Here is a 26,025-nt window from a genome sequence, read left to right as displayed (position 1 = left end):
GCTGGTAAGAGAGCCTTACAGGCGCATCTGAAAAACCTCCGGCTATGCCGGAGGATATTTATTGTATCCGCGTAAGGAGCAGCAGATGCATTATCCGGTTGACGTGTTTATTGGCAAAATTCGTGACTATGACGGCAGCCGCCCGAGCGCTATCGCCAAAGTGCAGGCCGATGGCGAACTTATGCTGACCGAGCTGGGTCTGGCAGGCGATGAGCAGGCCGAAAAGAAAATCCACGGCGGCCCCGACCGCGCGCTATGCCATTACCCCCGCGAACACTATGCTGATTGGATTCGCCAGTTCCCCGAGCAGGCGACGCTGTTTTGCGCCCCGGCGTTTGGCGAGAATCTGTCGACGGACGGAATGACCGAACACAACGTGTTTATTGGCGACATCTACCGCTGGGGCGAGGCGTTGATCCAGGTCACTCAGCCGCGCTCTCCATGCTTTAAACTTAATTTCCACTTTGCCATCAGCGACATGGCCCTCCTTATGCAGAACAGCGGAAAAACCGGCTGGCTGTATCGGGTCATTGCGCCAGGTAAGGTCTCCAGCGATGCGCCGCTGGAACTGGCGTCGCGTCTGAGCGATGTCTCGGTTCATGAAGCGGGTGTTATCGCCTGGTCTATGCCGTTTGATGACGAACAATATCATCGGCTGTTGAGCGCCGCCGGGCTGTCGGCGAGCTGGAGCCGCACCATGCAGAAGCGTCGTTTGAGCGGCAAAATTGAAGATAGCGCCAGACGACTGTGGGGGGATAAAACTCCGCCAAAATGAAAGGAAGGATTATGACTGAAGCTGAAAATGCGGTGGCGATCGTAAAAGAATTTTTGGTGGCCTCGATGATTCCCGATGCTGAACGTGCCGCAACGTATATGCACCCGGAGGTGAAAATTACCTTCACCGGAGGCCGGGCAATGGCTGGCGCGGCAGATATCGCGCAGTTTAACGGCGCTCGCTACAAGTGGGTGAAGAAGGCGCTGGGCGAGTTTGATGCGGTGCAGCATGATGATTACGTTGTGATTTATTCCAACGGTACGTTGTATGGCGAATGGCCCGACGGTCGCCCGTTTGCCGATAACCGCTTTATCGACCGCTTCGAAGTGCGCGATGGCAAAATTACCCGGATGGACGTGTGGAATGACAGCGCCGAGTGGATTCTGGCGCCAGACATTTCCCGGTAAATCTCGACGGCGAGATAAAAAATCGGCCTGCATTCGCAGGCCGATGGTTTTTAGGTTCGCTTGTACAGCGGTAGCCACAGCGTGAGCCGCAACCCACCCAGCGGGCTATCGTCAGCCTTCACCCAGCCGCGGTGCTGCTGCATGGCGCTTTCAACAATCGCCAGCCCCAGCCCGGTGCCGCCAGACTCGCGGTCGCGCGCCTCATCAGTGCGATAGAACGGACGGAAGATCTGCTCACGGTCTTCAGGGCTGACGCCCGGCCCGTCGTCATCGACCGTGATCGTAATACCGTCTTTATCCACCGAGAAGCCGACTTCAATCTTCGTATGTGAATAGCGCAGCGCATTACGAACAATATTTTCCAGCGCGCTTTCCAGCGCGTTTGGGTTGCCATAGAGCGGCCACGGCCCCGGCGGATAATTTACCGTTAACGACTTGCCCATCTGTTCGGCTTCAAAGGCGGCGTTATCCAGCACTTCGCCCCATAGCTGATTGGCTTTCATCGTTTCGCTGACCAGCGCGTTTTTCTGTTGGTTACGCGACATCACCAGCAGGTCATTGATCATGCTGTCCAGACGCTGCGCTTCGGTTTCAATACGCTCCAGCTCTTTGCTTTCGCCGCCACGACGACGCAGCAGCGCGGTACCCAGTTGCAGGCGCGTAAGGGGCGTTCGCAGCTCATGGGAGATGTCTGACAGCAAACGCTGCTGCGAGGTCATCATCCGTTCCAGCGCCGTCACCATCTGGTTAAAACTGGCGCCAGCGGCGAGGAACTCCTGCGGACCCGCCTCCAGCTCCGGATGCTGACGCAGGTTGCCTTGCGCCACTTCATCAGCCGCGTTTTTCAACTTACGCGCCGGTTTCGCCAGACTCCATGCCAGCCATAGCAAGAGCGGCGAACTGACCAGCATCGTGACAATGAGCAACAGAAGCGGGCGGTCAAACAGCAGATTAATAAAATCGGATTGCGAACTGCTGGCCGGTCGAATCAGGTAAAGCTGGTAATTATCCTCTCCGTCGCGAACGGAGAACGGCCCCACCATCTCTACGCGGCCATATTTTTTCTTCTGCGGATGATCGGCGTTATCCGCCTGACCAATGAAGTTACGAATGATCTGCATTTCGCTGCGTTCAGCGCCGATCACGCGTCCTTCAGAGGTCACCAGTAATAACCGCTGTCCAGGCGGCGCCCACTTATCGATCGCGCGGAACAGGCGACGCCACCACATCAGGTCGTTGGGCGGATCGTTCGCAAGTTCAGCTTCTACATGTTGCTCTATCATCAATCCCTGGCGCTGCTCGCTGTCCAGCAGCTCGGTCATCTGGCGTGAATCGAGCTTGGGCAACATCAGTACCAGCATTAGCACCAGCGCCAGCGTCAACCAGAAGATGGCGAAGATGCGCGCGGTTAAACTTCCTATCATGAAGCGGAAACCATCAGATAGCCGCGACCACGCAATGTTTTAAACCACGGGTGACCGTCTTTGCGTTCCGGCAGTTTGCGGCGCAGGTTAGAAATATGCATATCAATAGCGCGATCGAACGGCGTCAGGCGCTTACCCAGCACTTCCTGACTTAAATGTTCACGGGAAACCACCTGGCCGAGGTGTTGCGCCAGCAAATAGAGCAGGGTGAATTCCGTACCGGTCAGCTCCAGCGTTTGGCCATCGAAACTGGCTTCCTGGCGGCCCGGATTAAGGCTTAGCGCATCGACTTCCAGCGTCGGCGAGCCGTTGTCGCTGCTCTGCTGCTGTTCGCTCCAGTGGGAACGGCGCAAAATAGCCCTGATGCGCGCTACCAGCTCGCGGTCGTTAAACGGTTTGGGCAAATAGTCGTCCGCGCCCAGCTCAAGGCCGAGAACGCGATCCAGCTCGCTGCCGCGCGCGGTCAGCATAATGACAGGCGTCTGGTGTGTCTGGCGAAGCGCTTTCAACGTATCGATACCGTTTTTCTTCGGCATCATGACGTCAAGCAAAAGTAAATCGATACTGTCATCCAAAAGCTCAAGCGCCTGCTCGCCGTCGTGGGCCACCAGGACATTAAAACCTTCCATTTCGAGGAGCTCTTTTAACAGGGAAGTCAGCTCTCGGTCATCATCAACTAACAGGATTTTATTCATTGTTTACGTACCTCCGAGGCAGAAATTACGTCATCAGGCGTCGCTAATCCATGACTTTACGTTGTTTTACACCCCCTGACGCATGTTTGCAGCCCGAATCGTAAACTGTCTCTCGTTGAATCGCGACAGAAAAGATTTTGGGAGCAAGCGATGCGCAAAGTTACCGCTGCTGTTATGGCCTCAACGCTGGCATTCAGTTTTTTAAGCCACGCAGCTGAAGTTGTTACAAGCGATAACTGGCACCCCGGTGACGGGGCCACGCAGCGTAGCGCGCAAAATCATATGTTTGACGGCATAAGTTTAACCGAACATCAGCGTCAGCAGATGCGAGATCTTATGCAACAGGCAAGGCACGAACAGCCTCCTGTTAATGTTAGCGAAATGGAGACAATGCATCGGCTTGTCACCGCAGAAAAATTTGATGAAAGCGCTGTGCGCGCTCAGGCAGAAAAAATGGCGCAAGAGCAGGTTGCCCGCCAGGTCGAAATGGCCCGCGTGCGTAACCAGATGTATCGCCTGTTAACGCCGGAGCAGCAAGCGGTTTTGAATGAAAAGCATCAGCAACGAATGGAGCAACTGCGCGACGTGGCGCAATGGCAAAAAAGTTCATCGTTGAAATTATTGAGTAGTAGCAACTCACGTTCCCAGTAACAACCCTGTTTTCCTTGCCATAGACACCATCCCTGTCTTCCCCCACATGATGTGGGGGTTTTTTTTATCTCCAGTTTGTCATTCTGTTATTAGCTTACTGTTTTAAACCATCCGTTATACTACCGGCAGAAGATAGCGGGAGTATTTATGAATCAAACCTATGGACGGCTGGTTAGCCGGGCGGCTATCGCGGCAACAGCGATGGCATCAGCGTTACTTTTGATCAAAATTTTTGCGTGGTGGTATACGGGATCGGTGAGTATTCTGGCGGCGTTGGTGGACTCGCTGGTGGATATTGCCGCGTCATTGACGAATTTGTTGGTCGTGCGTTATTCGCTGCAACCCGCAGATGATGAACACACGTTTGGGCACGGTAAAGCGGAGTCGCTGGCGGCGCTGGCGCAAAGTATGTTTATTTCCGGTTCGGCGTTGTTTCTGTTTTTGACCAGTATCCAGAATCTGATTAAGCCGACGCCAATGAACGACCCTGGCGTGGGGATTGGCGTTACCGTCATCGCTCTGATATGCACTATTATACTGGTCACGTTTCAGCGCTGGGTGGTACGCAAGACCCAAAGTCAGGCGGTACGGGCGGATATGCTTCATTATCAGTCTGATGTTATGATGAACGGAGCGATTCTTATCGCGCTGGGGTTATCCTGGTACGGTTGGCATCGTGCGGATGCCCTGTTTGCGTTAGGTATCGGCATCTATATTTTGTATAGCGCGTTACGTATGGGGTATGAGGCGGTGCAGTCATTATTGGATCGCGCGCTGCCCGATGCGGAACGACAGGAAATTATTGATATCGTGACGTCATGGCCGGGAGTCAGCGGCGCGCACGATCTCCGCACGCGGCAGTCAGGGCCGACTCGCTTTATTCAGATTCATTTGGAAATGGAAGATAATCTGCCGCTCGTTCAGGCGCATTTTGTGGCTGACCAGGTAGAGCAGGCGATTTTGCGGCGTTTTCCGGGTTCAGATGTCATTATTCATCAGGATCCCTGTTCAGTCGTCCCCAGGGAAGGCAGGAAGTTCGAGCTTGTATAATTGATTGTTAAAAAGTGAGCCAGGCCAGCATTTTGTGTATAAATTACCGCCATTTGGCCTGACCTGAATCAATTCAGCAGGAAGGGATTGTTATACTATCTGTATATTCGTTGGATCGTTTCGAAGTGCGAAATCGGCTTCCGGCAATAGATTTCATTTTGCATTCCAAAGTTCAGAGGTAGTCATGATTAAGAAAATCGGTGTGTTGACAAGCGGCGGTGATGCGCCGGGCATGAACGCGGCAATCCGCGGTGTTGTGCGCGCAGCGTTGACGGAAGGGCTGGAAGTCATGGGCATTTATGACGGCTATCTGGGCCTGTATGAAGATCGTATGGTTCAGCTTGACCGTTACAGCGTATCTGACATGATCAACCGTGGCGGTACTTTCCTCGGTTCCGCCCGTTTCCCGGAATTCCGTGACGAAAATATTCGCGCTGTCGCGATCGAAAACCTGAAAAAACGCGGTATCGATGCGCTGGTAGTTATTGGCGGCGACGGTTCTTATATGGGTGCAAAACGTCTGACTGAAATGGGCTTCCCGTGCATCGGTCTGCCAGGCACTATCGATAACGACATCAAAGGCACCGACTACACTATCGGCTACTTCACTGCTCTCGGCACTGTAGTGGAAGCGATTGACCGTCTGCGTGACACCTCCTCTTCTCACCAGCGTATCTCTATCGTTGAGGTGATGGGCCGTTATTGCGGCGACCTGACGTTGGCGGCGGCTATTGCTGGTGGCTGTGAGTTTATCGTGGTGCCGGAAGTTGAATTTAATCGCGAAGATCTGGTGGCGGAAATCAAAGCCGGGATCGCGAAAGGGAAAAAACACGCTATCGTCGCTATCACCGAACATATGTGCGATGTTGACGAACTGGCGCACTTTATTGAAAAAGAAACGGGCCGTGAAACGCGTGCGACGGTGCTCGGCCACATTCAGCGCGGTGGTTCCCCGGTACCTTACGATCGCATTCTGGCTTCCCGTATGGGCGCGTATGCTATTGACCTGCTGCTGGAAGGCCATGGCGGTCGTTGTGTCGGTATCCAGAACGAGCAGCTTGTTCATCATGACATCATTGATGCGATTGAAAACATGAAGCGTCCGTTCAAAAGCGACTGGATGGAGTGCGCGAAAAAACTGTACTGATTGTTTTTGCGCGCCTGATGGCGCTACGCTTATCAGGCCTACAGGTTGCAGAAACGTGTAGGCCGGATTAGGCGCTAGCCGCCATCCGGCAATCCCTCAGATTTATTCCTCGAAGTTATAGCCAATCTTTTTTTATTCTTTAATGTTTGGATCTCTTTCTGGCACGCTTTGCTCATCACAACACAACATAAGCGAGTCGGACGATGAAAAAGTGGGGCGTGGGGTTCACATTATTGCTGGCGTCAACCAGCATTCTGGCAAAGGATATTCAGTTACTTAACGTATCGTATGATCCAACGCGTGAGCTGTACGAGCAGTACAACAAAGCGTTTAGCGCGCACTGGAAGCAGGAAACCGGCGACAACGTCGTGATCCGTCAATCGCACGGCGGTTCGGGTAAACAGGCGACTTCCGTTATTAACGGCATTGAAGCCGATGTCGTGACGCTGGCGCTGGCTTACGATGTGGACGCTATTGCGGAACGTGGTCGTATCGATAAAAACTGGATCAAGCGTCTGCCGGATAACTCAGCACCTTACACCTCCACCATCGTTTTCCTGGTCCGCAAAGGCAATCCAAAACAAATTCATGACTGGAACGATCTGATTAAACCCGGTGTGTCGGTGATTACGCCAAACCCGAAAAGCTCTGGCGGCGCACGCTGGAACTATCTGGCGGCATGGGGCTACGCCCTGCACCACAACAATAACGATCAGACCAAAGCTCAGGACTTTGTCAAAGCCCTGTTTAAAAACGTTGAAGTGCTGGACTCCGGTGCGCGTGGCTCAACCAATACTTTCGTTGAACGCGGTATCGGTGATGTGCTGATCGCCTGGGAAAATGAAGCGCTGCTGGCGACGAACGAACTGGGTAAAGATAAATTCGAGATAGTGACCCCGAGTGAATCTATTCTCGCAGAGCCGACCGTTTCCGTAGTCGACAAAGTGGTGGAAAAGAAAGACACCAAAGCGGTAGCGGAAGCCTATCTCAAGTATCTCTACTCGCCGGAAGGGCAGGAGATAGCAGCGAAAAACTTCTACCGTCCGCGCGATGCTGACGTGGCGAAAAAATACGACGATGCGTTTCCGAAGCTGAAGCTGTTCACCATTGACGAGGTGTTTGGCGGCTGGGCGAAGGCGCAAAAAGATCACTTCGCTAATGGCGGTACGTTCGACCAAATCAGCAAACGCTAAACCGTTTATAAACCCGGTAACGTATTATGTTACCGGGTTTTTTCTTTGCCACCATTTTGCGTTACTCTTCCCCGTCTATGGGTCACAGGGAACGCATAACATGAAAAAAACAGGCTACTTTTTACTGGCGGTGATAGTGATTGTCGCCGCGGCGGGCGTCGGTTACTGGAAATTTTCCGGCAATCCTGATGCGTTACGGGAAATCGTGCTTGAACAATGCCTGCCCGATCAGTTACAGCATCAAAACCCAGCGCCTTGCGCGGAAGTCAAACCTCGCGCCGGCTATGTCGTCTTTAAAGATCGTCACGGTCCGTTGCAATATTTATTGATGCCCACCTACCGTATCAACGGTACAGAAAGCCCACTATTGCTGGAACCCGCTACGCCCAACTTTTTCTGGCTGGCCTGGCAGGCTCGCGGCTATATGAGTAAAAAATACGGGCATGATATTCCGGATAGCGCAGTCTCGCTGGCGATTAATTCGCGGCTTGGTCGTTCACAGGACCATTTGCATATCCATATTTCTTGCATCCGTCCTGACGTTCGGGAACAACTGGATAACGATCTCACGCGTATCAGCACTCGCTGGCTTCCGCTGCCGGGCGGCCTGATGGGGCATGAATACCTGGTGCGCCGGGTAACCGAGAGCGAACTGGCGCAGCGTAGTCCGTTTATGATGCTGGCGGAAGAGGTGCCGGAAGCGCGCGATCATATGGGACGCTATGCGCTGGCGGTGGTACGCCAAAGCGATGGCTCTTTTGTCCTGCTGGCGACCGAGCGTAACCTGCTGACGCTTAATCGCGCATCGGCGGAAGAGATTCAGGACCATAGTTGCGCCATTTTGTCTTCCCGCTGATTTTCGTTACACCCCCTGCTCATTATCTTATTGATTCTTATCCCGGTTTAAAACCGGGGTAAGATCGTGTCTATAAAAATATGTGAAACCGATCAAAAGATATAAAGGTATACCTTTATATCTTTTTGGGGATGGTTACACTCTCTTCATAGCCTCCATTGCGTGTCGGACAGGCGGCTTATATATAAAAACGTTTTTATTTCATGTAGTGACATCATTAATTGTTCACCAGATTTGCGCTGTTAAGCGTAAAGGAATATCAACATGAAACTTTCTATCGTGGAAAAAATCGGCTTCGGCGCGGGAGATATGGCGATAAACGTTGTGATTATCGCCATGCAGCTGCTCCTCGCCTATTTCTATACCGATATCTACGGCCTGAGCGCCGCTGATGTTGGCGTACTGTTTGTGGTTGTGCGGATGATTGATGCCATTATCGATCCGGCCATGGGGGTTCTGACCGATAAACTGAATACGCGCTGGGGGCGTTACCGCCCGTGGCTGCTGTGGTTTGCCATTCCTTTTGGTTTCGCCGTGTATTTGATGTTTATTACGCCTGATATGGCTTATATGGCCAAGCTGGCGTGGGCCTATGGCACCTATATTCTTATGACCCTGGTCTATACCGCGATCACCATTCCCTATATTTCGATGATTGGCGTGATTACCAGCGATCCCGTCGAACGGTTAAGCGCCAACGGCTATCGCTTTGTGATGACCAAGATTGCCGCTTTCCTGGTGACTATCGTCGTACCGATGCTTGCCGTCTGGCTGGGGCAGGGTAATAAGGCTTTGGGCTATCAGTTTTCGATGGGGCTGATGGGGGCGATGGGTGCCTTGCTGTTTATCTTCTGTTTTCTTACCACGCGTGAACGCAGCGAGCCGGAAATTACGTCGTTATCGGTGGGGAAACAGTTTAAATACCTGTTACGTAACGATCAGTGGATTATTCTCGGCGTTGTTATTCTGCTGCTGATGTGCGGTTATGTTATTCGCGGTTCCGTTGCCGCTTATTACGCTAAGTATTATCTGAACGGCGGAGATAGCCTGATTTCACCCTTCCTGACTACCGGCGTCGTTGCCTCTATTTTAGCGATGATCGCCACCACCTGGATAACCAAGTTCTGGGACAAAATTAAGATGTTCCGCTACACCCAGATTATTACCTTTGTCCTGAGCGCGCTGATGTATTTCTCCGTCGGGCGTGAAAACCTTGTCCTGGCGTTTGCGTTCTATTTTCTTATTAATTTCTTCTGCGATATGCAAATGCCGGTGTTCTGGTCCTCTATCGCCGAAGCGGTGGATTACGGAGAAAAGAAAACCGGTCTGCGCGTTTCCGGGTTGGCGTTTGGCGGCATCCTCTTCTTCCAGAAGTTTGGGATGGGGATCGCGGGCGGGATACTCGGATTCCTGCTGAGCCACTTTGGCTATCAGGCCGATGTTGAACAGACCGCGCGTTCGCTCACCGGCATTGCGCTGATGATGACGCTCATTCCGGCTCTGTTTCACCTTGCGGTTGGGCTGCTTATGAAAAAGTATCTGATTAACAACGAATATTATCGTGATATTCAGCTCGCCCTGGCGCAGAAACAGGCATAAGGAGGCGCAAATGAAGGCCATGAATAAGGTTTGGGTTATCGGCGATGCCTCCGTTGACCTGGTACCGGAAAAGCAGAACAGCTATCTGAAATGTCCCGGCGGAGCGTCGGCGAACGTGGGGGTATGCGTTGCCAGGCTGGGCGGAGAGTGCGGTTTTATTGGCTGTCTTGGTGACGATGACGCCGGCCGCTTCCTGCGCCAGGTTTTTCAGGATAACGGCGTGGATGTCTCTTCGCTGCGGCTGGATGCGGACCTGACCAGCGCGGTGCTGATCGTCAACCTGGCGGCTGATGGGGAGCGCAGCTTTACCTATCTGGTGCATCCGGGGGCTGATACCTACGTTTCGCCGCAGGATTTGCCGCCGTTCAGGCAGTACGAATGGTTTTACTTCAGCTCAATTGGCCTCACCGACAGTCCCGCTCGCGAGGCGTGCCTTGAGGGAGCGAGAAGAATGCGTGAAGCGGGTGGTTACGTACTGTTTGACGTCAACTTACGCAGCAAAATGTGGCGCAATACCGATGAAATCCCTGAACTGATCGCCCGGTCCGCCGGGCTGGCTTCTATCTGCAAAGTCTCGGCAGATGAGCTGTGCCAGCTCAGCGGGGTCAGTCACTGGCAGGATGCGCGTTATTACCTGCGCGATCTAGGCTGCGACACCACCATCATTTCGCTGGGGGCCGATGGCGCGCTGTTGATTGCCGCCGAGGGGGAGTTCCATTTTCCCGCACCACGCGTCGATGTTGTTGATACCACGGGAGCCGGCGATGCTTTTGTCGGCGGCCTGCTGTTCACCCTTTCCCGCGCAAATTGCTGGGATCATGCCCTGCTGGCGGAAGCCATCAGCAATGCCAATGCCTGCGGCGCTATGGCGGTGACGGCAAAAGGCGCAATGACCGCTCTGCCGTTTCCCGACCAGCTAAACACTTTTCTGTCCAGCCATTCGCTGGCACAAGCCATGACCGTGAAATAAGGAGTCATCATGCACGTTGATCAAAACAAAATACTGGGATGCCTGGTGGGTGCCGCCGCCGCGGACGCGATGGGAGCCGCGACGGAAGTACGCACCCAGCAGCAAATAAAAGACTATTTTGGCGGCTGGGTGACGACCTTTCAAAAACCGCCTGCGGACACGTTTGGCCGCTGCAACGAAGCAGGGATGTGCACGGATGATTTTATTCAGGCGAAGTACATTATGGACGCGCTGCTGCGCCATCAACGCCAGGTCAGCGACGAGGCGATGCGCGAGGCTTTTCAGCAGTGGCTGGATTACCCGTACTACGCCAACTTTACCGGCCCGACGACGCGTGCGGCAATGAAGGCAATATTCAATGATAACCGTGCCTCTTTACAGGGTGAGCTGGAAGGCGAAAAACAGTCGGTACAGATTATTAATAAGGGTAACGCGGAGGCAACGAACGGCGCCGCCATGAAGATTTGGCCAGCGGCGGTGCTGCATCCGGGTGATATTGACGCGGCGATTGACTGCGCACTGCAGATTTGCCGTTTTACGCATAATAACGTGCTGGCGATGTCCGGCGCAGCGGCGATGGCGGCGGCAACCAGTGAGGCGTTAAGAGCGCAGACCAACGCAGACAGCATTATTGCCGCCGGTATTTACGGTGCGCAAAGGGGCTATCTGCTGGCGCAGGAGCAAGGGGCGATGATGGTCGCCGGGCCTTCCGTTGCCCGACGCATTGAACTGGCCGTGGATATCGGTAAACGTCATCGCCATTGGGAAACGGCGGTGGTGGAACTTGCTGATATTATTGGCTCCGGGCTGCACGTGAGTGAAGCGGTGCCGGCGGCCTTTGGCCTGTTCGCGTGTTGTCCGAATTCTGCCGTAGATGCTATTATCTCCGGCGTTAATATCGGCAATGATACTGATACTGTCGCCACCATGGTCGGGGCGATTTCCGGCGCATTCCATGGCGTGGAGGCTTTTCCCGCCGATTATTTAACGACTTTGGATCGTATGAATCATTTCGATTTGGCAGAACTGGCCAGGCAAATCGCAGGGTAGCGAATTCACCCTGCCGGGGACGGTAAAACGTCCCCTGCTGGCGAAGACGTGAGGTGCGCAGCTTGCAGGTTGATAAAACGAGCTTTACTCCGCTTTATAAGCAACTATTTTTTATCATCTGTCAGCAGATCCAGAACGGGTCTTTGCCTTTGGGTAGCCAACTACCGACGCAAAAAGAGATTGCCAGATCCTACAACGTCTCGCTGATTGTGGTTAAACAGGCCTGGAGCGAATTAATCAATGCGGGCATTATTTCGTCGCAGCGCGGGAGTGGTTCGGTGGTGTGCTCGGTACCGGAAGGCGTGAGCTACGGCCACACGTTTCGCGGTATTACCCGCGATCTCCAGGACGCCAGCGTGGCGATTGAGAACCGTATTCTGGAAATCGCGCCGCGCCGCGCGCGCGACGCTCAGGCAGACGGCTTGAGCCTGCCCGCACAGCATCACTATCTCTATATTTCGCGTATTCGTTGCCTGAATAACCGCCCATTTAACCATGAGAAAATATATCTCGATCTCAGCTTCTTTCCCGGCCTGGAACTGACGCCGCAGGCGCTGGAGCATACGTCGCTCTATTCGTTATTAAACGTCACAAGCGACTCGGCGATAGAAAAAGTTGAGGCGATTTTACCTTCCGCCGACCTGTGTGAAAAACTGCAAATTGCCGCCAATAAACCGCTGCTATCCGTTGCCAGACAGACGTTTCAGGCCGGACAAGACAACCCTTTTGAGTATTGTCGCTATTACGTGCTGTCTGAATACTTTGGTGAAATTCATTATCACTGATCTGTCCACTTAATCCTGCGATAACCCCACTATATCTGGCGTTTACCTGCCTGACTGTCCGTCGTATTCTTGCTGAAAAAATCGTCAGGAGACAGGTATGTCGCTCTGGTTGCCCCCATCCTCTGTTCCTTCCTTTCATCATGGTTGGCATTACTATCCTTCTGTGGGCGACTTCGCCACTGCTGGAGTTTATGATCGCACTGCTGTTTTTTGCTGCTGTGGTGGCGATGGGACCAGGGAAAGTTCCTGCGCGGGCGGGGATGCTGTGATGTATCGCGCTGGCGGTGATACGCCAAAGCGATGGCTCTTTTGTCCTGCTGGCGACCGAGCGTAATTTACTGACCTTCAATCGCGCTTCTGCCGAGGAAATTCAGGATCATCAGTGTGATATCTTGAACCAACAGGTCATCAAATGACAGCTTGATATTGCATTAACGAATACCGTTTGGAGGCCGGACAAGGCTCTCGTGGCGCTATCCGGCAAAATCTGGCGATGGCGCGGGCGTTACCAGGCCGGTGGATCTGCGGGGTGGCTGTCATTTTCCAGATGCGGCGATTTAATAAACACGCCTTTCCAGGGTTTATCGCCGTTATTAATGAGATAATGCGCCTCCCCAGGTTCGCACTGTAAAACATCTCCAGTTTGCAGGATATGAGGTGTTCCTTCCAGATACAGGCACACTTCACCGCTTAGGGTATAAAAAATCTCACAAGCGGTATTATGGCGATGGTTAGGGAATGACTGCCCTGGTTGTAGTATGACGACGCCCATATCGCAGCCCGGCCCACGGATTAAGTATTTAGGGCCATTATCGCCAAAGCGGTATTCATGATTCTTCTCATTCGTTTTTTGCATGCTTATTCTCCTGTTACAGGCCTGGCGCTTTCCAGAGGGATGTCGTTAAGCCACCATCGACCAGCGCGCGTTGATCCTGATAAACGGCCTGCCATTTTTCTCTGGCCTGCTGATAGACAGCGAAATTTTCAGGATTAGGTTTATGCTCCCGATCCCAGCGCACTAGCTTTTCTCCCGTTTCCGCCAGCGATGGCCAGATACCCACGCCAACGCCTGCGGCAATAGCGCACCCTAGCGCGGTAGCTTCTTTGACGACAGGTACGTGAACGGTGAGTCCCGTAACGTCGGCAAGGATTTGGCTCCATAATTTGCCTTTAGATCCTCCGCCGGCAAAAACCAGTGAGTCGGCCTGTACGCCGGAAAACGCGGCAATTTGCTGTAAATTGCAGGCGGAAACAATGGCGGCATTCTCTTCCAGCGCGCGAAATAGGGTCGCTTTATTACACTTTTCAGGATCGATAGACAGATTGATAAACGACGGCGCGGCATGGTACCAGCGTTTAAAACGCATAACGTCAGAGAAGATGGGCATCACACCGTGCGCGCCGGGAGGCACCCGGCTGGCCATATCTTCCAGCAGGGAATACGCATCAATACCTAACCTTTCAGCGATTAGTTTTTCCTCGGCGCAAAAGGCGTCGCGGAACCAACGCATCGTTAACCCAGTAAAAAAGCTAATAGACTCGGTTTGTACCATACCGGGGATCACATGAGGATTGATGCGAACGTTCATGTTTGGGTCGGTGACCGGCGCGGGAAGATTGACCACCTGTTGCCAGAAGGTTCCGCCCAGCACGGCCGTTTGCGCCGGGCGTACGACGCCCAGTCCCAGACAGCCTAACTGCACATCGCCGCCGCCAACGATGACCGGCGTACCCGCTTGCAGGTCGCACTGTTCAGCCGCTTTCTGTGAAATGTGACCGAGCAGCGTCCCGGTTTCTTTTACCGGCGAGAGAATGTCAGAACGCAGGCCCGCCATCTGTAACAGGCTACGTTTCCAGTTGCGGGTCACCAGATCCAATAACCCCGTCGTGCCTGCGTTGGAGGGATCGACCGCCAGTTCGCCGCTGAGCATAAAGGCCATCCAGTCGCTGATCATAGTGACGGTTGACGCGCGATGATAAATATCCGGACGATGGTGGGCAAGCCAGAGCAGGCGCGGAATAGCGCTGAGCGCCAGCGTTTGCCCGGAGCAACGATAAACTTCCTCCTCAAAGGTGTTATCGTGCAGCTCTTTTAATTCACTGACTTCGTGCGCCGCGCGGGCGTCAACATTAGCGCAGGCCCAAATGGGTTCGCCGTTACTGTCATAAATAACAATGCCTTCACGCATCGAGCAGGCCGATACGGCAGCGATAGCCGTTGCAGGGATGGCGGCTTTCTGTAGTGCCTGACGGATACACTGGCAAGCCAGTTGCCAGTTTTTGGCAAGATCAAACTCCATCGAACCAGGCACATCCGGCACGGCCAGATGCTGCCATTCCGCTTGACCGACAGCTATTTGCTTTCCTTGTAGATCAAAAATTACTGCTCTGACGCTACCGGTACCGGCGTCAAGAGCCATCAGGTAATGTCCTGATTCAGTATGGGTACAGAGTCGAGCCATTTTTTTATCCTCGGCTATTTTTACATCGTTACATAAAATCCTGTCAGTTATTGTTTATTGAATTGAGGTAAGTGTTATTTTATTTTTTATTTTTCAATAAATTGAATTATTTTTCCTGCGGTTTTCTGATCGGTAACCAGCGCATTGATATAGTTACCGCGCATAGCGGCAATAATAGCTTCTGCTTTTTGTTCGCCGCCGGCGACGCCAATCACGGTTGGGATCGTGGAAAGTGAATTTAACTTCAGGCCAATTAATTCGTTATGGATTTTGATGTCTGGAATAATTTCGCCATGAGCATCAAAAAAATAGCCCAGAATATCGCCTACTGCGCCTTTGCGGCCAATCATGAGTTGTTCACCCTGAGTGATATAACCGGATTTTAAGATACTGGCTTGATCTTTCTGGTTAATTGCCCCAATCCCCACGATGGCGGCATCGGCAGCTTGCGCTGTGAGCATCACATCCCGCACGCTATTTTCATTGCGCAGCGTGCAGGCAATTTCCTGCGATGATGCGCGCAGCGGCGCGGGCATAATACTTACGCTACAAGCGGCATCAAGCTGGCCTATTCCGGTCATATACGGCCCCACGCCGCCGGATAACGTGACCAGTCGGATTTGTTGCGCCGAGATAAATCCGCTGAGGCGTTTTAATGTGGTCATCGTGGCTTCGCCAAAGCCGACGGCCAGCAGTTGCTGTGGCCGCAGTGACTCCATCAACATATGGGCGGCGCCGATTCCTAAGCGCAGACCAATATCGGCATCGGGTAATGCCGGCAGCACGCGGATATTCTGCAATGCGAAGTGGTTGCGCAAGGCATTTTCATACTCAAGACACCCTTCGAAGCGGGAGTTGATTTGTACGCGAATAATACCGGACTGATGCCCTTTCTCCAGCAGACGAGAAACCTTCAGCCGGGTTAGCCCCAGACGCTCGCTGATTTCACTCTGCGTCAATCCATCGTGATAGTAGAACCAGGCAATACGCGCCACCTGCTCTTCTTCGCACATTCCATAATCAGATACCAACGTATTATCGCTCATTGTCATAACCTGGCTTTACTTTGAACATTTCTAAATCACTAACACAATTGTTCAGTTATCACTCCGAAATAACCGTGATTAACGCCACAAAAACGCGTCAAATCTGAACATTTATCATCTAAAAATTCATTTATTCAGAAAACGTGATCTGGATGAGAGTTTTTTGACCAAATAACTACTACCGTTTTGAACAATTTCTTTTTCAAAAAACATTTGTTCAGTCCCGTCAGTCAACATTGAGGGAGCGGAGGCAACATGCAAATCAGTCACAATACTGCATCCCCTCTGATTTGTGTGCAGAACATTTATAAAAGTTATTCCGGCGTCGAAGTACTAAAGGGAATTGACTTTACTCTGCATGCGGGAGAGGTGCACGCATTGCTTGGCGGCAATGGTGCGGGTAAATCAACATTAATGAAGATTATTGCCGGTATAGTCCCGCCAGATGGAGGGACTATCGATATTGCTGGTGTGCGTTGCAGTCATTTAACGCCTCTGAAGGCGCACCAGTATGGCATTTACCTGGTTCCCCAGGAGCCTCTGTTATTTCCGAGTTTATCTGTGCGGGAAAATATCTTGTTTGGCTTGCAGGGACGTCAGGCCTCCACGGAAAAAATGCAGCAGCTATTAAAGGCGATGGGATGCCAACTCGATCCGGCGAGCGCTGCGGGTACGCTTGATGTTGCAGACCGCCAGATCGTTGAAATTATGCGCGGCTTGATGCGCGACTCGCGAATCTTAATTCTTGATGAGCCCACGGCGTCGTTAACGCCAGCCGAAACTGACCGGTTATTTACGCGTCTGCAAGAGTTGCTGAAAAAGGGTGTCGGAATTGTATTTATTTCTCATAAGCTACCAGAAATTAGACAGTTAGCTCACTGCGTTAGCGTGATGCGTGACGGTAAAATCGCATTATTCGGAAAAACGCATGACCTTTCTACCGACGAGATTATTCAAGCTATCACCCCGGCAACGCAGGGCGTCAGTCTTTCCGCGAATCAAAAGTTGTGGCTGGAATTGCCTGGCAGCCGCCCGCAGAACGAACGCGGCGCGACGGTATTAGCGCTGGAGTCGCTGACGGGCGAAGGTTTTATGAATATCAACCTTGAGGTGCGGGCAGGCGAAATCCTTGGTCTGGCCGGGTTGGTCGGCGCGGGACGCACAGAACTGGCTGAAACGCTGTACGGTATTAGACCGGTCAATGCGGGGCGGATGCTGTTCAATGGTCAAGAAATTAACGCCCTGACAACCCAACAGCGGTTGCAGCTCGGCCTGGTCTATTTGCCGGAAGATCGGCAGTCATCCGGGCTGTATCTTGACGCTTCCCTGGCATGGAATGTCTGTTCGCTGACCCACAACCAAAAAGGATTTTGGATAAAGCCCCAGCGGGATAACGCCACCCTTGAACGTTACCACCGCGCGTTAAATATCAAACTCAATAATGCCGAACAGGCGGCGCGTACTTTATCCGGCGGTAACCAGCAAAAAGTATTGATTGCCAAATGCCTGGAAGCCTCTCCGCAATTACTGATTGTCGATGAACCGACACGCGGTGTCGATGTCTCCGCCCGCAGCGATATTTATCAGCTGTTGCGCAGTATCGCGCAACAAAATGTCGCAGTGCTGTTTATTTCCTCCGATCTGGAAGAGATAGAGCAGATGGCCGATCGCGTATATGTCATGCACCAGGGGGAACTGGGGGGGCCTGCGTTATGCGGCGAGGAAATTAACGTTGATACCATCATGCACGTTGCGTTTGGCGAACATGGTGCGTCGGAGGCAACATGTTGAAATTCATCCAAAATAATCGGGAAGCGACGGCACTGCTGGCAATAGTCTGTTTATTCGTGTTTCCTGGCGCGCTGGATAGCCAGTATTTGAGCGTGCAAACGCTGACAATGGTTTTCAGTAGCGCGCAAATTTTGATGCTGTTGGCGATTGGCGCGACGATGGTAATGCTCACCCGCAATATTGATGTATCGGTGGGCTCGACGACAGGCATGTGCGCGGTATTGCTGGGAGTGATGTTAAACGCCGGCTATAGCCTGCCGGTCGCCTGCCTGGCCACACTAATATTAGGAATTGTCGCCGGATTTTTTAATGGCGTACTGGTTGCCTGGTTGAAGATACCCGCCATTGTCGCCACGCTGGGAACGCTGGGCTTGTATCGTGGGATCATGCTGCTATGGACAGGGGGGAAATGGATTGAAGGATTACCCGCAGGCTTAAAGCAACTCTCTGCTCCGGTGTTTCTGGGAATTTCCGCAATCGGCTGGTTTACCCTGGTGTTAGCGCTGCTTATGGCCTGGCTCCTGGCGAAAACCGCCTTTGGCCGCAATTTTTACGCCACCGGCGATAACCTGCAGGGCGCCCGGCAATTGGGTGTCCGTACCGAGATGGTACGCATCATGGCATTTTCACTTAATGGCGGTATGGCGGCATTGGCTGGAATCGTGTTTGCCTCGCAGATTGGCTTCATTCCCAATCAAACCGGCACGGGGCTGGAAATGAAAGCCATCGCGGCCTGCGTATTGGGGGGAATTAGCCTGTTAGGCGGGTCAGGCACGGTCATCGGCGCTATTCTCGGCGCTTATTTTCTTACGCAAATCGATAGTGTGTTAGTGCTGCTGCGTATCCCTGCCTGGTGGAACGATTTTATTGCTGGCCTGGTATTGTTGGGCGTACTGGTATTCGATGGGCGGCTGCGTTGTGCATTACAACGCAATCTGCGCCGCCAGAAATATGCCCGTTTTATATCACCACCCACTCCACTACAGGCGGAAGCAAAAACGCACGCACAACAGAATAAAAACAAAGAGGTGGCATGATGAATCCATGGCGACGCTATAGCTGGGAAATTGCGCTGGCAGCCTTATTGATCTTTGAAATTCTGGCTTTCGGTCTGATTAATCCACGTTTATTAGATATTAATGTCTTACTTTTTAGCACTAGCGATTTTATTTGTATCGGTATTGTCGCTTTGCCGCTAACAATGGTTATTGTCAGCGGTGGCATGGATATTTCATTTGGTTCTACAATCGGGCTATGCGCGATTACCCTGGGTGTGCTGTTTCAGCTCGGTATGCCGCTACCTTTAGCGATTATTATTACCCTACTACTCGGCGCAATATGTGGGCTGATAAATGCCGGACTTATTATTTATACCGGCGTAAACCCGTTGGTGATTACCCTGGGAACCATGTATTTATTTGGTGGTAGCGCATTATTGTTATCTGGTATGGCTGGCGCCACGGGTTATGAAGGTATTGGTGGATTTCCCACAGCGTTCACTGACTTTGCCAATATTTCATTTCTTGGTATTCCCATGCCGCTTATTTTTTTTCTTGTGTGCTGTCTGTTTTTCTGGCTGCTCATGCATCGCACGCATATGGGACGCAACGTTTTCCTGATTGGCCAGAGCGCCCGTGTCGCGCAGTACAGCGCGATCCCGGTGAATCGCACGTTGTATACCGTGTATGCCATGACCGGATGCGCCTCCGCTATCGCCGCCGTATTACTGGTTTCTTACTTTGGCTCCGCACGTTCGGATCTGGGCGCCTCTTTCCTGATGCCGGCCATTACGGCGGTTGTGCTGGGAGGCGCCAATATTTATGGCGGCTCCGGGTCGATTATGGGGTCCGCGTTGGCGGCGCTGCTGGTGGGATTTTTACAGCAGGGGCTACAGATGGCCGGAGTGCCAAATCAAATTTCCAGCGCATTGTCCGGTGCGCTTCTCATTGTTGTTGTCGTTGGTCGTTCCGTCAGTTTGCATCGTCACCAAATCCTTGAATGGTACTCACGCCGTCGCAATGCGCATCAGGCATGATTTCCTTTTGAAATTTATGGAGAAAAAAATGGCAAGACACAGCATTAAAATGATCGCCTTACTCACTGCGTTTGGTCTGGCATCTGCGGCAATGACCGTGCAGGCGGCAGAGCGGATTGCTTTTATTCCCAAACTGGTTGGCGTGGGCTTTTTTACCAGCGGCGGCAATGGCGCGCAGGAAGCGGGAAAAGCGCTGGGCATTGACGTAACTTACGATGGCCCTACAGAGCCCAGCGTCTCAGGCCAGGTTCAACTGGTGAATAACTTTGTCAATCAGGGGTATGACGCCATTATCGTTTCTGCCGTTTCGCCTGATGGCCTGTGCCCGGCGTTGAAGCGGGCAATGCAAAGAGGCGTGAAAATATTAACCTGGGATTCCGATACCAAGCCGGAGTGCCGTTCTTACTATATCAATCAAGGGACGCCAAAACAGCTCGGCAGCATGCTGGTAGAGATGGCCGCTCATCAGGTGGACAAAGAGAAAGCGAAAGTCGCTTTCTTCTATTCCAGCCCAACGGTGACCGACCAGAACCAGTGGGTGAAAGAAGCTAAAGCCAAAATTAGCCAGGAACATCCGGGGTGGGAGATAGTCACTACCCAGTTTGGCTATAACGATGCCACGAAATCGCTCCAGACGGCGGAAGGTATCATCAAAGCGTATCCCGATCTGGATGCCATCATCGCGCCTGACGCTAACGCTTTACCTGCTGCGGCACAGGCGGCGGAGAACCTTAAACGCAATAATCTCGCGATTGTTGGTTTTAGTACGCCGAATGTAATGCGCCCTTATGTTCAGCGCGGCACTGTTAAAGAGTTTGGCCTGTGGGATGTCGTCCAACAGGGAAAAATTTCCGTATATGTCGCCAACGCGTTGCTGAAAAATATGCCAATGAATGTCGGTGATTCACTGGATATTCCCGGCATCGGCAAAGTCACCGTTTCACCTAATAGTGAGCAGGGATATCACTATGAGGCAAAAGGTAACGGCATTGTGTTATTGCCGGAGCGTGTCATTTTCAACAAAGACAATATCGACAAATATGATTTCTGATAACTGTTATGTATCGACGGAGTAAAGAATGGCTGATTTAGATGATATTAAAGATGGCAAAGATTTTCACACCGATAAACCACAAACTAACACTTTGTTCGCATTAAAAGGCTGTGGCGCGCTGGATTGGGGAATGCAGTCCAGACTGGCGAGGATTTTTAATCCCAAGACCAGAAAAACGGTCATGCTGGCCTTTGACCATGGATATTTCCAGGGGCCGACAACCGGACTTGAGCGTATTGATATCAATATTGCGCCGCTCTTTGAATATGCTGATGTCTTAATGTGTACTCGCGGCATATTACGCAGTGTGGTACCTCCGGCAATCAATAAACCAGTCGTTTTACGCGCGTCCGGGGCAAATTCTATTCTCACTGAATTAAGCAATGAGGCGGTTGCGGTGGCGATGGATGACGCTGTGCGGTTGAATAGCTGTGCTGCTGCCGCACAGGTTTATATTGGTAGTGAGCATGAACATCAGTCGATTAAAAATATTATTCAACTGATTGATGCCGGGTTACGCGTCGGGATGCCAATAATGGCAGTGACCGGGGTGGGTAAAGATATGGCTCGCGACCAGCGTTATTTTTCACTGGCAACGCGTATCGCTGCGGAAATGGGGGCGCAAATTATCAAAACGTATTATGTCGATAAAGGTTTTGAGCGTATTGCGGCAGGTTGTCCGGTGCCGATTGTCATCGCCGGCGGTAAAAAACTGCCTGAACGTGAAGCATTGGAAATGTGCTATCAGGCGATTGACCAGGGGGCTTCTGGCGTAGATATGGGGCGTAATATATTCCAGTCAGAAGATCCGGTAGCCATGATTAAAGCGGTACATGCTGTCGTTCATCATAACGAAACAGCAGAGCGTGCTTATGAGCTGTTTTTGAGTGAGAAAGGTTAAATGAGATCGCTTCCCCATCTTTTACCGATGCGAGGAGATGGGGATGACTGTTATTTTATTTGGAATAATCAGGGGGTTAATGATGCACGTTACGCTGGTTGAAATTAACGTTCATGATGACAAGGTTGAACAATTTATCGATGTTTTTCGGCAGAATCATCTGGGCTCAATTAAAGAGCCGGGTAACTTGCGTTTTGATGTTCTGCAGGATCCGCAGGTGCCTACGCGATTTTATATTTATGAAGCCTACGTTGATGAACAGGCCGTCGCTTTTCACAAGACAACGCCACACTACAAAACTTGCGTGGAGCAGCTTGAACCGTTGATGACCGGTCCGCGGACAAAAAAAGTTTTTATGGGTTTGATGCCTTAAGGAGCGCTCATGAACAGCCAGTTTGCCGGATTAACGCGCGAAGCATGTGTGGCATTGTTAGCGTCATATCCGCTTAGTGTGGGTATTCTGGCAGGGCAGTGGATTGCGTTGCATCGCTATCTGCAACAGTTGGAAGCGCTAAACCAGCCGCTGTTGCATTTGGATTTGATGGATGGTCAATTTTGCCCGCAGTTTACCGTTGGGCCATGGGCAGTTGGGCAACTGCCGCAAACCTTTATCAAAGATGTTCATTTGATGGTAGCGGATCAATGGACGGCGGCGCAAGCCTGCGTGAAGGCGGGCGCACACTGCATCACGCTTCAGGCTGAAGGCGATATTCATCTGCATCATACGCTAAGCTGGCTTGGTCAGCAGACCGTGCCCGTTATCGGCGGTGAAATGCCGGTGATCCGGGGGATTAGTTTATGCCCGGCAACGCCTCTGGATGTCATTATCCCCATTCTGAGCGACGTTGAGGTTATTCAACTACTGGCAGTGAACCCTGGATACGGCAGTAAAATGCGCTCCAGTGATTTGCACGAGCGCGTGGCGCAGCTTCTCTGTCTACTTGGTGATAAACGCGAAGGTAAAATTATCGTTATTGATGGGTCGTTAACGCAGGATCAGTTGCCTTCGTTGATTGCACAGGGCATCAATCGTGTTGTTTCTGGTAGTGCGTTATTTCGTGATGATCGGCTGGTTGAGAATACGCGGAGCTGGAGGGCGATGTTTAAGGTTGCCGGGGATACTACTTTCTTACCCTCCACAGCATAAATGCCGGATGGCGGCTTTACCTTATCAGGCCTACATAAGCACTCGGCTGGTAGGCCTGATAAGCGCAGCGCCATCAGACATTGATTGGCAATTAAGCCTGTTTAGCAGCTTCTGCTGCTTTCACGATCACGGCGAAGGCGTCAGCTTTCAGAGAAGCGCCGCCTACCAGTGCGCCGTCGATGTCCGGCTGCGCGAACAGTTCGGCTGCGTTGGAGGCATTAACAGAACCGCCGTACTGGATAATAACCTGTTCAGCGATTTTCGCGTCAGCTTTAGCAATGTGGTCACGGATGAATTTGTGCACTGCCTGAGCCTGCGCAGGCGTTGCAGATTTACCGGTACCGATCGCCCATACGGGTTCGTAAGCGATAACCGCGCCTTCAAAGGCTGCCGCGCCCTGCGTTTTCAGTACCGCGTCGATCTGGCGTGCGCATACTTCTTCTGTTTTGCCCGCTTCGTTTTCCGCTTCGGTTTCACCGATGCACAGTACCGGCGTCAGACCTTGTTCTTTCAGTACGGCGAATTTTTTGGCGATCAGCTCGTCAGATTCTTTGTGATAAGTACGACGCTCGGAGTGGCCGATAATAATGTACTGCGCGCCGATATCCTTCAGCATTTCAGCCGAAGTTTCACCGGTGAATGCGCCAGACAGATTCAGATCAACGTTCTGCGCGCCCAGCATAATGTGGCTACCGGCAGCAGCGCGTTTCGCCAGATCGATATACATTTCCGGCGGAGCGATTGCCACATCGCAGCCTGCTACGCCCGTCAGTTCTTTACGCAGGTTAGCCACCAGTTCGTTTACCATGTGGCGGCTGCCGTTCAGTTTCCAGTTACCCATCACTAAAGGATGTCGCATTTCATTTCTCCACGCTTAGTCAGCGAATTAAGGAAGATGGCCGCTCGTCAGAGCAGCATGGTCTGTGAAACAGTATAGAGATTCATCCCCGGAAAGGCTTTGCTTTTTGTCATCAATTCGCCCCTTCCAGATTTTCAGATAGCGCCAGCTTAATCGGTTCAACCGCGAAGGTCAGCCCCTTTTCGCCGTTATCTGCGACAACATAACGTACCGCGCCTTCGGTCTCGGCGTAATAGTGTTTACCTTTACCGGCGATAAGCATCTTTTGCAGTTTTTTCTGGCTTTGCTCTTTTGTCAGCAACGGGGCGACAGTGCGAATAATGGCGGCCATATATTCCAGCGCTTTCGCTTTCGCCGCTTTCTGTTCCGGCCCCTGAATGGGCAGCCAGGTAATCTGCATACTTTTCACTTTGAGCGTACCGCGCTCCAGCGCCGTGGAGGCATACAGATTTTCGTTAATCTTACTGGCGGCGCGGGTCAGATTCGCCTTATCGCGGCTATTCTCAATGGCGCGAAATTCATTGAGCGGCAGATCGGGATTCTGGCGGTTAAAGTTCTCACGAAACTGGCTAATAGAAAGATCAAAGGTTGGCGAGCCCGCCAGCAGATAGGGCGCTGTCGTGGTCGATGAAGAGAGCTGCGCGTGCGCCGTTATGCTGGCGGTGAGAGCAGAAAACAACAGTAAAAACAGAGTACATCCTGGCTTCATCAATCTTACCTTTCGTTAGGACTGCTCACGATTAAAACGATAACTGTCGGGCTTGTCAAAAGGGTAAACTGTAGCGGAAGGCAAAATATAAGGAACTTACATGACCATACAGCAATGGTTATTCTCATTTAAAGGGCGTATCGGACGCCGTGATTTCTGGATTTGGATCGGCCTCTGGTTTGCCGGGATGCTGGCGCTATTTTCGCTGGCGGGGAAAAATCTGCTTGATATCCAAACGGCGGCATTTTGCCTGGTGTGCCTGCTGTGGCCGACCGCCGCCGTCATGGTCAAACGTCTGCATGACCGGGGGCGCTCCGGCGCGTGGGCGTTGCTGATGATTCTGGCGTGGATGCTGCTGGCCGGAAACTGGGGGATGCTGCCGGGAATGTGGCAGTGGGTTGTCGGGCGATTTATTCCGACACTGATCCTGGTAATGATGCTTATCGATCTGGGCGCGTTTGTCGGTGTTCAGGGGGAAAATAAGTTTGGGAAAGCGACACAGGACGTGAAGTTTAAAGCAGAGCTGTAACGGGCGGTAAACCGTAATTTGCCCGGTGGCGCTGACGCTTACCGGGTCTACAGAGTGGTGATGATTTGCAGGCCGGATAAGCCCCAGCCGCCATTCGGTAAAACATCACCAGTAATGTTCAGCCGTCATATGCCCCGGTCGGCGGCGCAGATGTTTAGTCATCTGTCGGGTCTCTTTCAGCAGTTGCTGCGTATCGCGCACCATCTGCGGGTTCCCGCACAGCATGACGTGGCTGGTCTCTTTATCCATCGGCAATCCAACGGCTTTTTCCAGCTCGCCGTTTTCAATGAGCGCAGGCACGCGCCCGGTAAGCGAGCCTGGCACGCTCTCCCGGCTGACCACCGTTTGGATGCGCAGCTTGCCTTCATAACGCTGTTGTAGTTCCAGCATTAGCGGCAGATAGCTTAAATCGGCGGCGAAGCGTGCGGCGTGGACCAAGACCAGATTTTTAAAGCGCGCGACATCCTGCCCATATTGCAGAATAGACAAATACGGGCCAATAGCGGTTCCGGTTGCCAGCATCCATAGCGTCTCGCAGTCAGGCACTTCATCCAGTACAAAGAAACCCGACGCGTCGCTGACCACTTGCACCTCATCGCCAGGTTTTAGCGCCGCCAGCCGCGGGCTGAGCTTTCCTTGCGGCACCGTCACCAGATAAAACTCTAAATTCGGATTGTCAGGCGCATTCACATAGGAATACGCGCGCTGAACGCGCTCGCCATCGATCTCCAGTCCGAGTTTGGTAAATTGGCCTGCAGTAAAAGGATTAATGGGGGCGTGAACGGTCAGGCTGAACAGTGCGTCAGTCCAGTTTTGCACCTTAGTGACTTTACCTGTTACCCAATCGGCCATGGTTTTCTCCTGTTCTGAATCGCTAACCTTATCTTCGT

The 26,025-nt window shown here is 52.2% G+C and carries 27 protein-coding genes and 2 pseudogenes; 21 read left to right on the top strand and 8 right to left on the bottom strand.

Annotated features, from left to right (window positions below; translation table 11 throughout):
- Positions 1 to 85 precede the first annotated feature (85 nt).
- Positions 86 to 775, top strand: coding sequence for a 6-hydroxyaminopurine reductase (gene yiiM, locus ACLD4F_RS20090; protein ID WP_061383746.1), 690 nt, complete (start codon positions 86 to 88; stop codon positions 773 to 775).
- Between the two features lie 11 nt (positions 776 to 786).
- Positions 787 to 1,182, top strand: a complete 396-nt coding sequence (locus tag ACLD4F_RS20085; RefSeq protein ID WP_000133441.1) for a nuclear transport factor 2 family protein — start codon at positions 787 to 789, stop codon at positions 1,180 to 1,182.
- A gap of 50 nt (positions 1,183 to 1,232) precedes the next feature.
- Here the strand turns inward: ACLD4F_RS20085 and cpxA are convergent, their stop codons facing one another.
- On the bottom strand, positions 1,233 to 2,606 hold the full coding sequence (gene cpxA, locus ACLD4F_RS20080) for an envelope stress sensor histidine kinase CpxA (RefSeq protein WP_000580402.1): 1,374 nt from the start codon (positions 2,604 to 2,606) through the stop codon (positions 1,233 to 1,235).
- The gene (gene cpxR, locus ACLD4F_RS20075) at positions 2,603 to 3,301 is read right to left on the bottom strand and encodes an envelope stress response regulator transcription factor CpxR (RefSeq protein WP_001033731.1); all 699 of its coding nucleotides are present in this window, start codon (positions 3,299 to 3,301) and stop codon (positions 2,603 to 2,605) included. Before cpxR ends, cpxA begins: the two co-directional genes overlap by 4 nt.
- A gap of 150 nt (positions 3,302 to 3,451) precedes the next feature.
- Here cpxR and cpxP point away from each other — a divergent pair, with 150 nt between their 5' ends.
- The 11 genes and pseudogenes from cpxP to ACLD4F_RS20020 all read left to right on the top strand — a co-directional run.
- On the top strand, positions 3,452 to 3,952 hold the full coding sequence (cpxP, locus tag ACLD4F_RS20070) for a cell-envelope stress modulator CpxP (protein WP_001233463.1): 501 nt from the start codon (positions 3,452 to 3,454) through the stop codon (positions 3,950 to 3,952).
- Between the two features lie 147 nt (positions 3,953 to 4,099).
- A complete protein-coding gene (gene fieF / locus ACLD4F_RS20065) occupies positions 4,100 to 5,002 on the top strand; it encodes a CDF family cation-efflux transporter FieF (RefSeq protein WP_001077321.1) in 903 nt (300 codons plus the stop codon).
- Between the two features lie 184 nt (positions 5,003 to 5,186).
- Positions 5,187 to 6,149, top strand: coding sequence for a 6-phosphofructokinase (pfkA, locus tag ACLD4F_RS20060; RefSeq protein ID WP_000591793.1), 963 nt, complete (start codon positions 5,187 to 5,189; stop codon positions 6,147 to 6,149).
- Between the two features lie 203 nt (positions 6,150 to 6,352).
- Complete coding sequence (locus ACLD4F_RS20055; protein WP_076727681.1) at positions 6,353 to 7,342, top strand: sulfate ABC transporter substrate-binding protein; 990 nt, start codon at positions 6,353 to 6,355, stop codon at positions 7,340 to 7,342.
- A 100-nt stretch (positions 7,343 to 7,442) separates the two neighbouring features.
- Positions 7,443 to 8,198: a CDP-diacylglycerol diphosphatase gene (locus tag ACLD4F_RS20050; protein WP_411011006.1), complete on the top strand. Its 756-nt coding sequence runs from the start codon at positions 7,443 to 7,445 to the stop codon at positions 8,196 to 8,198.
- 264 nt (positions 8,199 to 8,462) lie between these two features.
- Positions 8,463 to 9,797 (top strand): MFS transporter, encoded by a 1,335-nt coding sequence (locus ACLD4F_RS20045; RefSeq protein WP_001609359.1) that lies wholly within the window; start codon positions 8,463 to 8,465, stop codon positions 9,795 to 9,797.
- 10 nt (positions 9,798 to 9,807) lie between these two features.
- On the top strand, positions 9,808 to 10,767 hold the full coding sequence (locus ACLD4F_RS20040) for an aminoimidazole riboside kinase (protein WP_411011005.1): 960 nt from the start codon (positions 9,808 to 9,810) through the stop codon (positions 10,765 to 10,767).
- 9 nt (positions 10,768 to 10,776) lie between these two features.
- On the top strand, positions 10,777 to 11,817 hold the full coding sequence (locus ACLD4F_RS20035) for an ADP-ribosylglycohydrolase family protein (RefSeq protein ID WP_000557882.1): 1,041 nt from the start codon (positions 10,777 to 10,779) through the stop codon (positions 11,815 to 11,817).
- A gap of 62 nt (positions 11,818 to 11,879) precedes the next feature.
- Positions 11,880 to 12,602 carry a GntR family transcriptional regulator gene (locus tag ACLD4F_RS20030; protein WP_023219014.1) on the top strand — a complete coding sequence of 241 codons (723 nt, stop codon included), beginning with the start codon at positions 11,880 to 11,882 and terminating at the stop codon, positions 12,600 to 12,602.
- Positions 12,603 to 12,699: 97 nt separating this feature from the next.
- Positions 12,700 to 12,829: pseudogene (locus ACLD4F_RS20025) on the top strand (hypothetical protein); the annotation flags it as partial.
- A gap of 48 nt (positions 12,830 to 12,877) precedes the next feature.
- Positions 12,878 to 13,018: pseudogene (locus ACLD4F_RS20020) on the top strand (CDP-diacylglycerol diphosphatase); the annotation flags it as partial.
- Positions 13,019 to 13,107: 89 nt separating this feature from the next.
- Here ACLD4F_RS20020 and ACLD4F_RS20015 read toward each other — a convergent pair.
- The 3 genes from ACLD4F_RS20015 to lsrR form a co-directional block, all read right to left on the bottom strand.
- Positions 13,108 to 13,458, bottom strand: coding sequence for a cupin domain-containing protein (locus ACLD4F_RS20015; RefSeq protein ID WP_001173080.1), 351 nt, complete (start codon positions 13,456 to 13,458; stop codon positions 13,108 to 13,110).
- A 13-nt stretch (positions 13,459 to 13,471) separates the two neighbouring features.
- Positions 13,472 to 15,064, bottom strand: a complete 1,593-nt coding sequence (lsrK, locus tag ACLD4F_RS20010) for an autoinducer-2 kinase (protein ID WP_000113082.1) — start codon at positions 15,062 to 15,064, stop codon at positions 13,472 to 13,474.
- Positions 15,065 to 15,150: 86 nt separating this feature from the next.
- Positions 15,151 to 16,110, bottom strand: coding sequence for a transcriptional regulator LsrR (gene lsrR / locus ACLD4F_RS20005; protein WP_080108620.1), 960 nt, complete (start codon positions 16,108 to 16,110; stop codon positions 15,151 to 15,153).
- A gap of 255 nt (positions 16,111 to 16,365) precedes the next feature.
- Between lsrR and lsrA the strand changes: the two genes are divergently transcribed.
- The 7 genes from lsrA to ACLD4F_RS19970 all read left to right on the top strand — a co-directional run bounded on the left by lsrA (position 16,366) and on the right by ACLD4F_RS19970 (position 23,038).
- Complete coding sequence (lsrA, locus tag ACLD4F_RS20000) at positions 16,366 to 17,901, top strand: autoinducer 2 ABC transporter ATP-binding protein LsrA (protein ID WP_001167250.1); 1,536 nt, start codon at positions 16,366 to 16,368, stop codon at positions 17,899 to 17,901.
- A complete protein-coding gene (gene lsrC / locus ACLD4F_RS19995) occupies positions 17,895 to 18,938 on the top strand; it encodes an autoinducer 2 ABC transporter permease LsrC (RefSeq protein ID WP_000911133.1) in 1,044 nt (347 codons plus the stop codon). Before lsrA ends, lsrC begins: the two co-directional genes overlap by 7 nt.
- On the top strand, positions 18,935 to 19,936 hold the full coding sequence (gene lsrD, locus ACLD4F_RS19990) for an autoinducer 2 ABC transporter permease LsrD (protein WP_000981826.1): 1,002 nt from the start codon (positions 18,935 to 18,937) through the stop codon (positions 19,934 to 19,936). Before lsrC ends, lsrD begins: the two co-directional genes overlap by 4 nt.
- 28 nt (positions 19,937 to 19,964) lie before the next feature.
- Positions 19,965 to 20,987, top strand: coding sequence for an autoinducer 2 ABC transporter substrate-binding protein LsrB (gene lsrB, locus ACLD4F_RS19985; RefSeq protein WP_000090737.1), 1,023 nt, complete (start codon positions 19,965 to 19,967; stop codon positions 20,985 to 20,987).
- 28 nt (positions 20,988 to 21,015) lie between these two features.
- A complete protein-coding gene (gene lsrF / locus ACLD4F_RS19980; RefSeq protein ID WP_000774146.1) occupies positions 21,016 to 21,891 on the top strand; it encodes a 3-hydroxy-5-phosphonooxypentane-2,4-dione thiolase in 876 nt (291 codons plus the stop codon).
- An 82-nt stretch (positions 21,892 to 21,973) separates the two neighbouring features.
- Entirely contained in the window at positions 21,974 to 22,264 is a 291-nt protein-coding gene (gene lsrG / locus ACLD4F_RS19975; protein ID WP_001543603.1) for a (4S)-4-hydroxy-5-phosphonooxypentane-2,3-dione isomerase, read from the top strand.
- 9 nt (positions 22,265 to 22,273) lie between these two features.
- Positions 22,274 to 23,038 carry an epimerase gene (locus ACLD4F_RS19970; RefSeq protein WP_001088050.1) on the top strand — a complete coding sequence of 255 codons (765 nt, stop codon included), beginning with the start codon at positions 22,274 to 22,276 and terminating at the stop codon, positions 23,036 to 23,038.
- A 91-nt stretch (positions 23,039 to 23,129) separates the two neighbouring features.
- Here ACLD4F_RS19970 and tpiA read toward each other — a convergent pair whose 3' ends face one another.
- Both tpiA and ACLD4F_RS19960 read right to left on the bottom strand, forming a co-directional pair.
- Positions 23,130 to 23,897 carry a triose-phosphate isomerase gene (gene tpiA, locus ACLD4F_RS19965; RefSeq protein WP_001216339.1) on the bottom strand — a complete coding sequence of 256 codons (768 nt, stop codon included), beginning with the start codon at positions 23,895 to 23,897 and terminating at the stop codon, positions 23,130 to 23,132.
- 112 nt (positions 23,898 to 24,009) lie between these two features.
- Positions 24,010 to 24,606 (bottom strand): YiiQ family protein, encoded by a 597-nt coding sequence (locus ACLD4F_RS19960; RefSeq protein WP_000802241.1) that lies wholly within the window; start codon positions 24,604 to 24,606, stop codon positions 24,010 to 24,012.
- Between the two features lie 100 nt (positions 24,607 to 24,706).
- On the opposite strand from ACLD4F_RS19960, the gene ACLD4F_RS19955 reads away from it, so the two are divergent.
- Complete coding sequence (locus tag ACLD4F_RS19955; protein WP_006724708.1) at positions 24,707 to 25,135, top strand: DUF805 domain-containing protein; 429 nt, start codon at positions 24,707 to 24,709, stop codon at positions 25,133 to 25,135.
- A gap of 105 nt (positions 25,136 to 25,240) precedes the next feature.
- Here ACLD4F_RS19955 and fpr read toward each other — a convergent pair whose 3' ends face one another.
- The gene (gene fpr, locus ACLD4F_RS19950; RefSeq protein WP_000796303.1) at positions 25,241 to 25,987 is read right to left on the bottom strand and encodes a ferredoxin--NADP(+) reductase; all 747 of its coding nucleotides are present in this window, start codon (positions 25,985 to 25,987) and stop codon (positions 25,241 to 25,243) included.
- Positions 25,988 to 26,025 lie beyond the last annotated feature (38 nt).

The sequence above is a fragment of the Salmonella sp. 741265050_HSA genome (genome assembly GCF_046569445.1).
Lineage (GTDB): Bacteria > Pseudomonadota > Gammaproteobacteria > Enterobacterales > Enterobacteriaceae > Salmonella > Salmonella enterica.
Note: the sequence above shows the minus strand (reverse complement) of the source record. Positions and strands in the feature narration are given on the sequence as shown.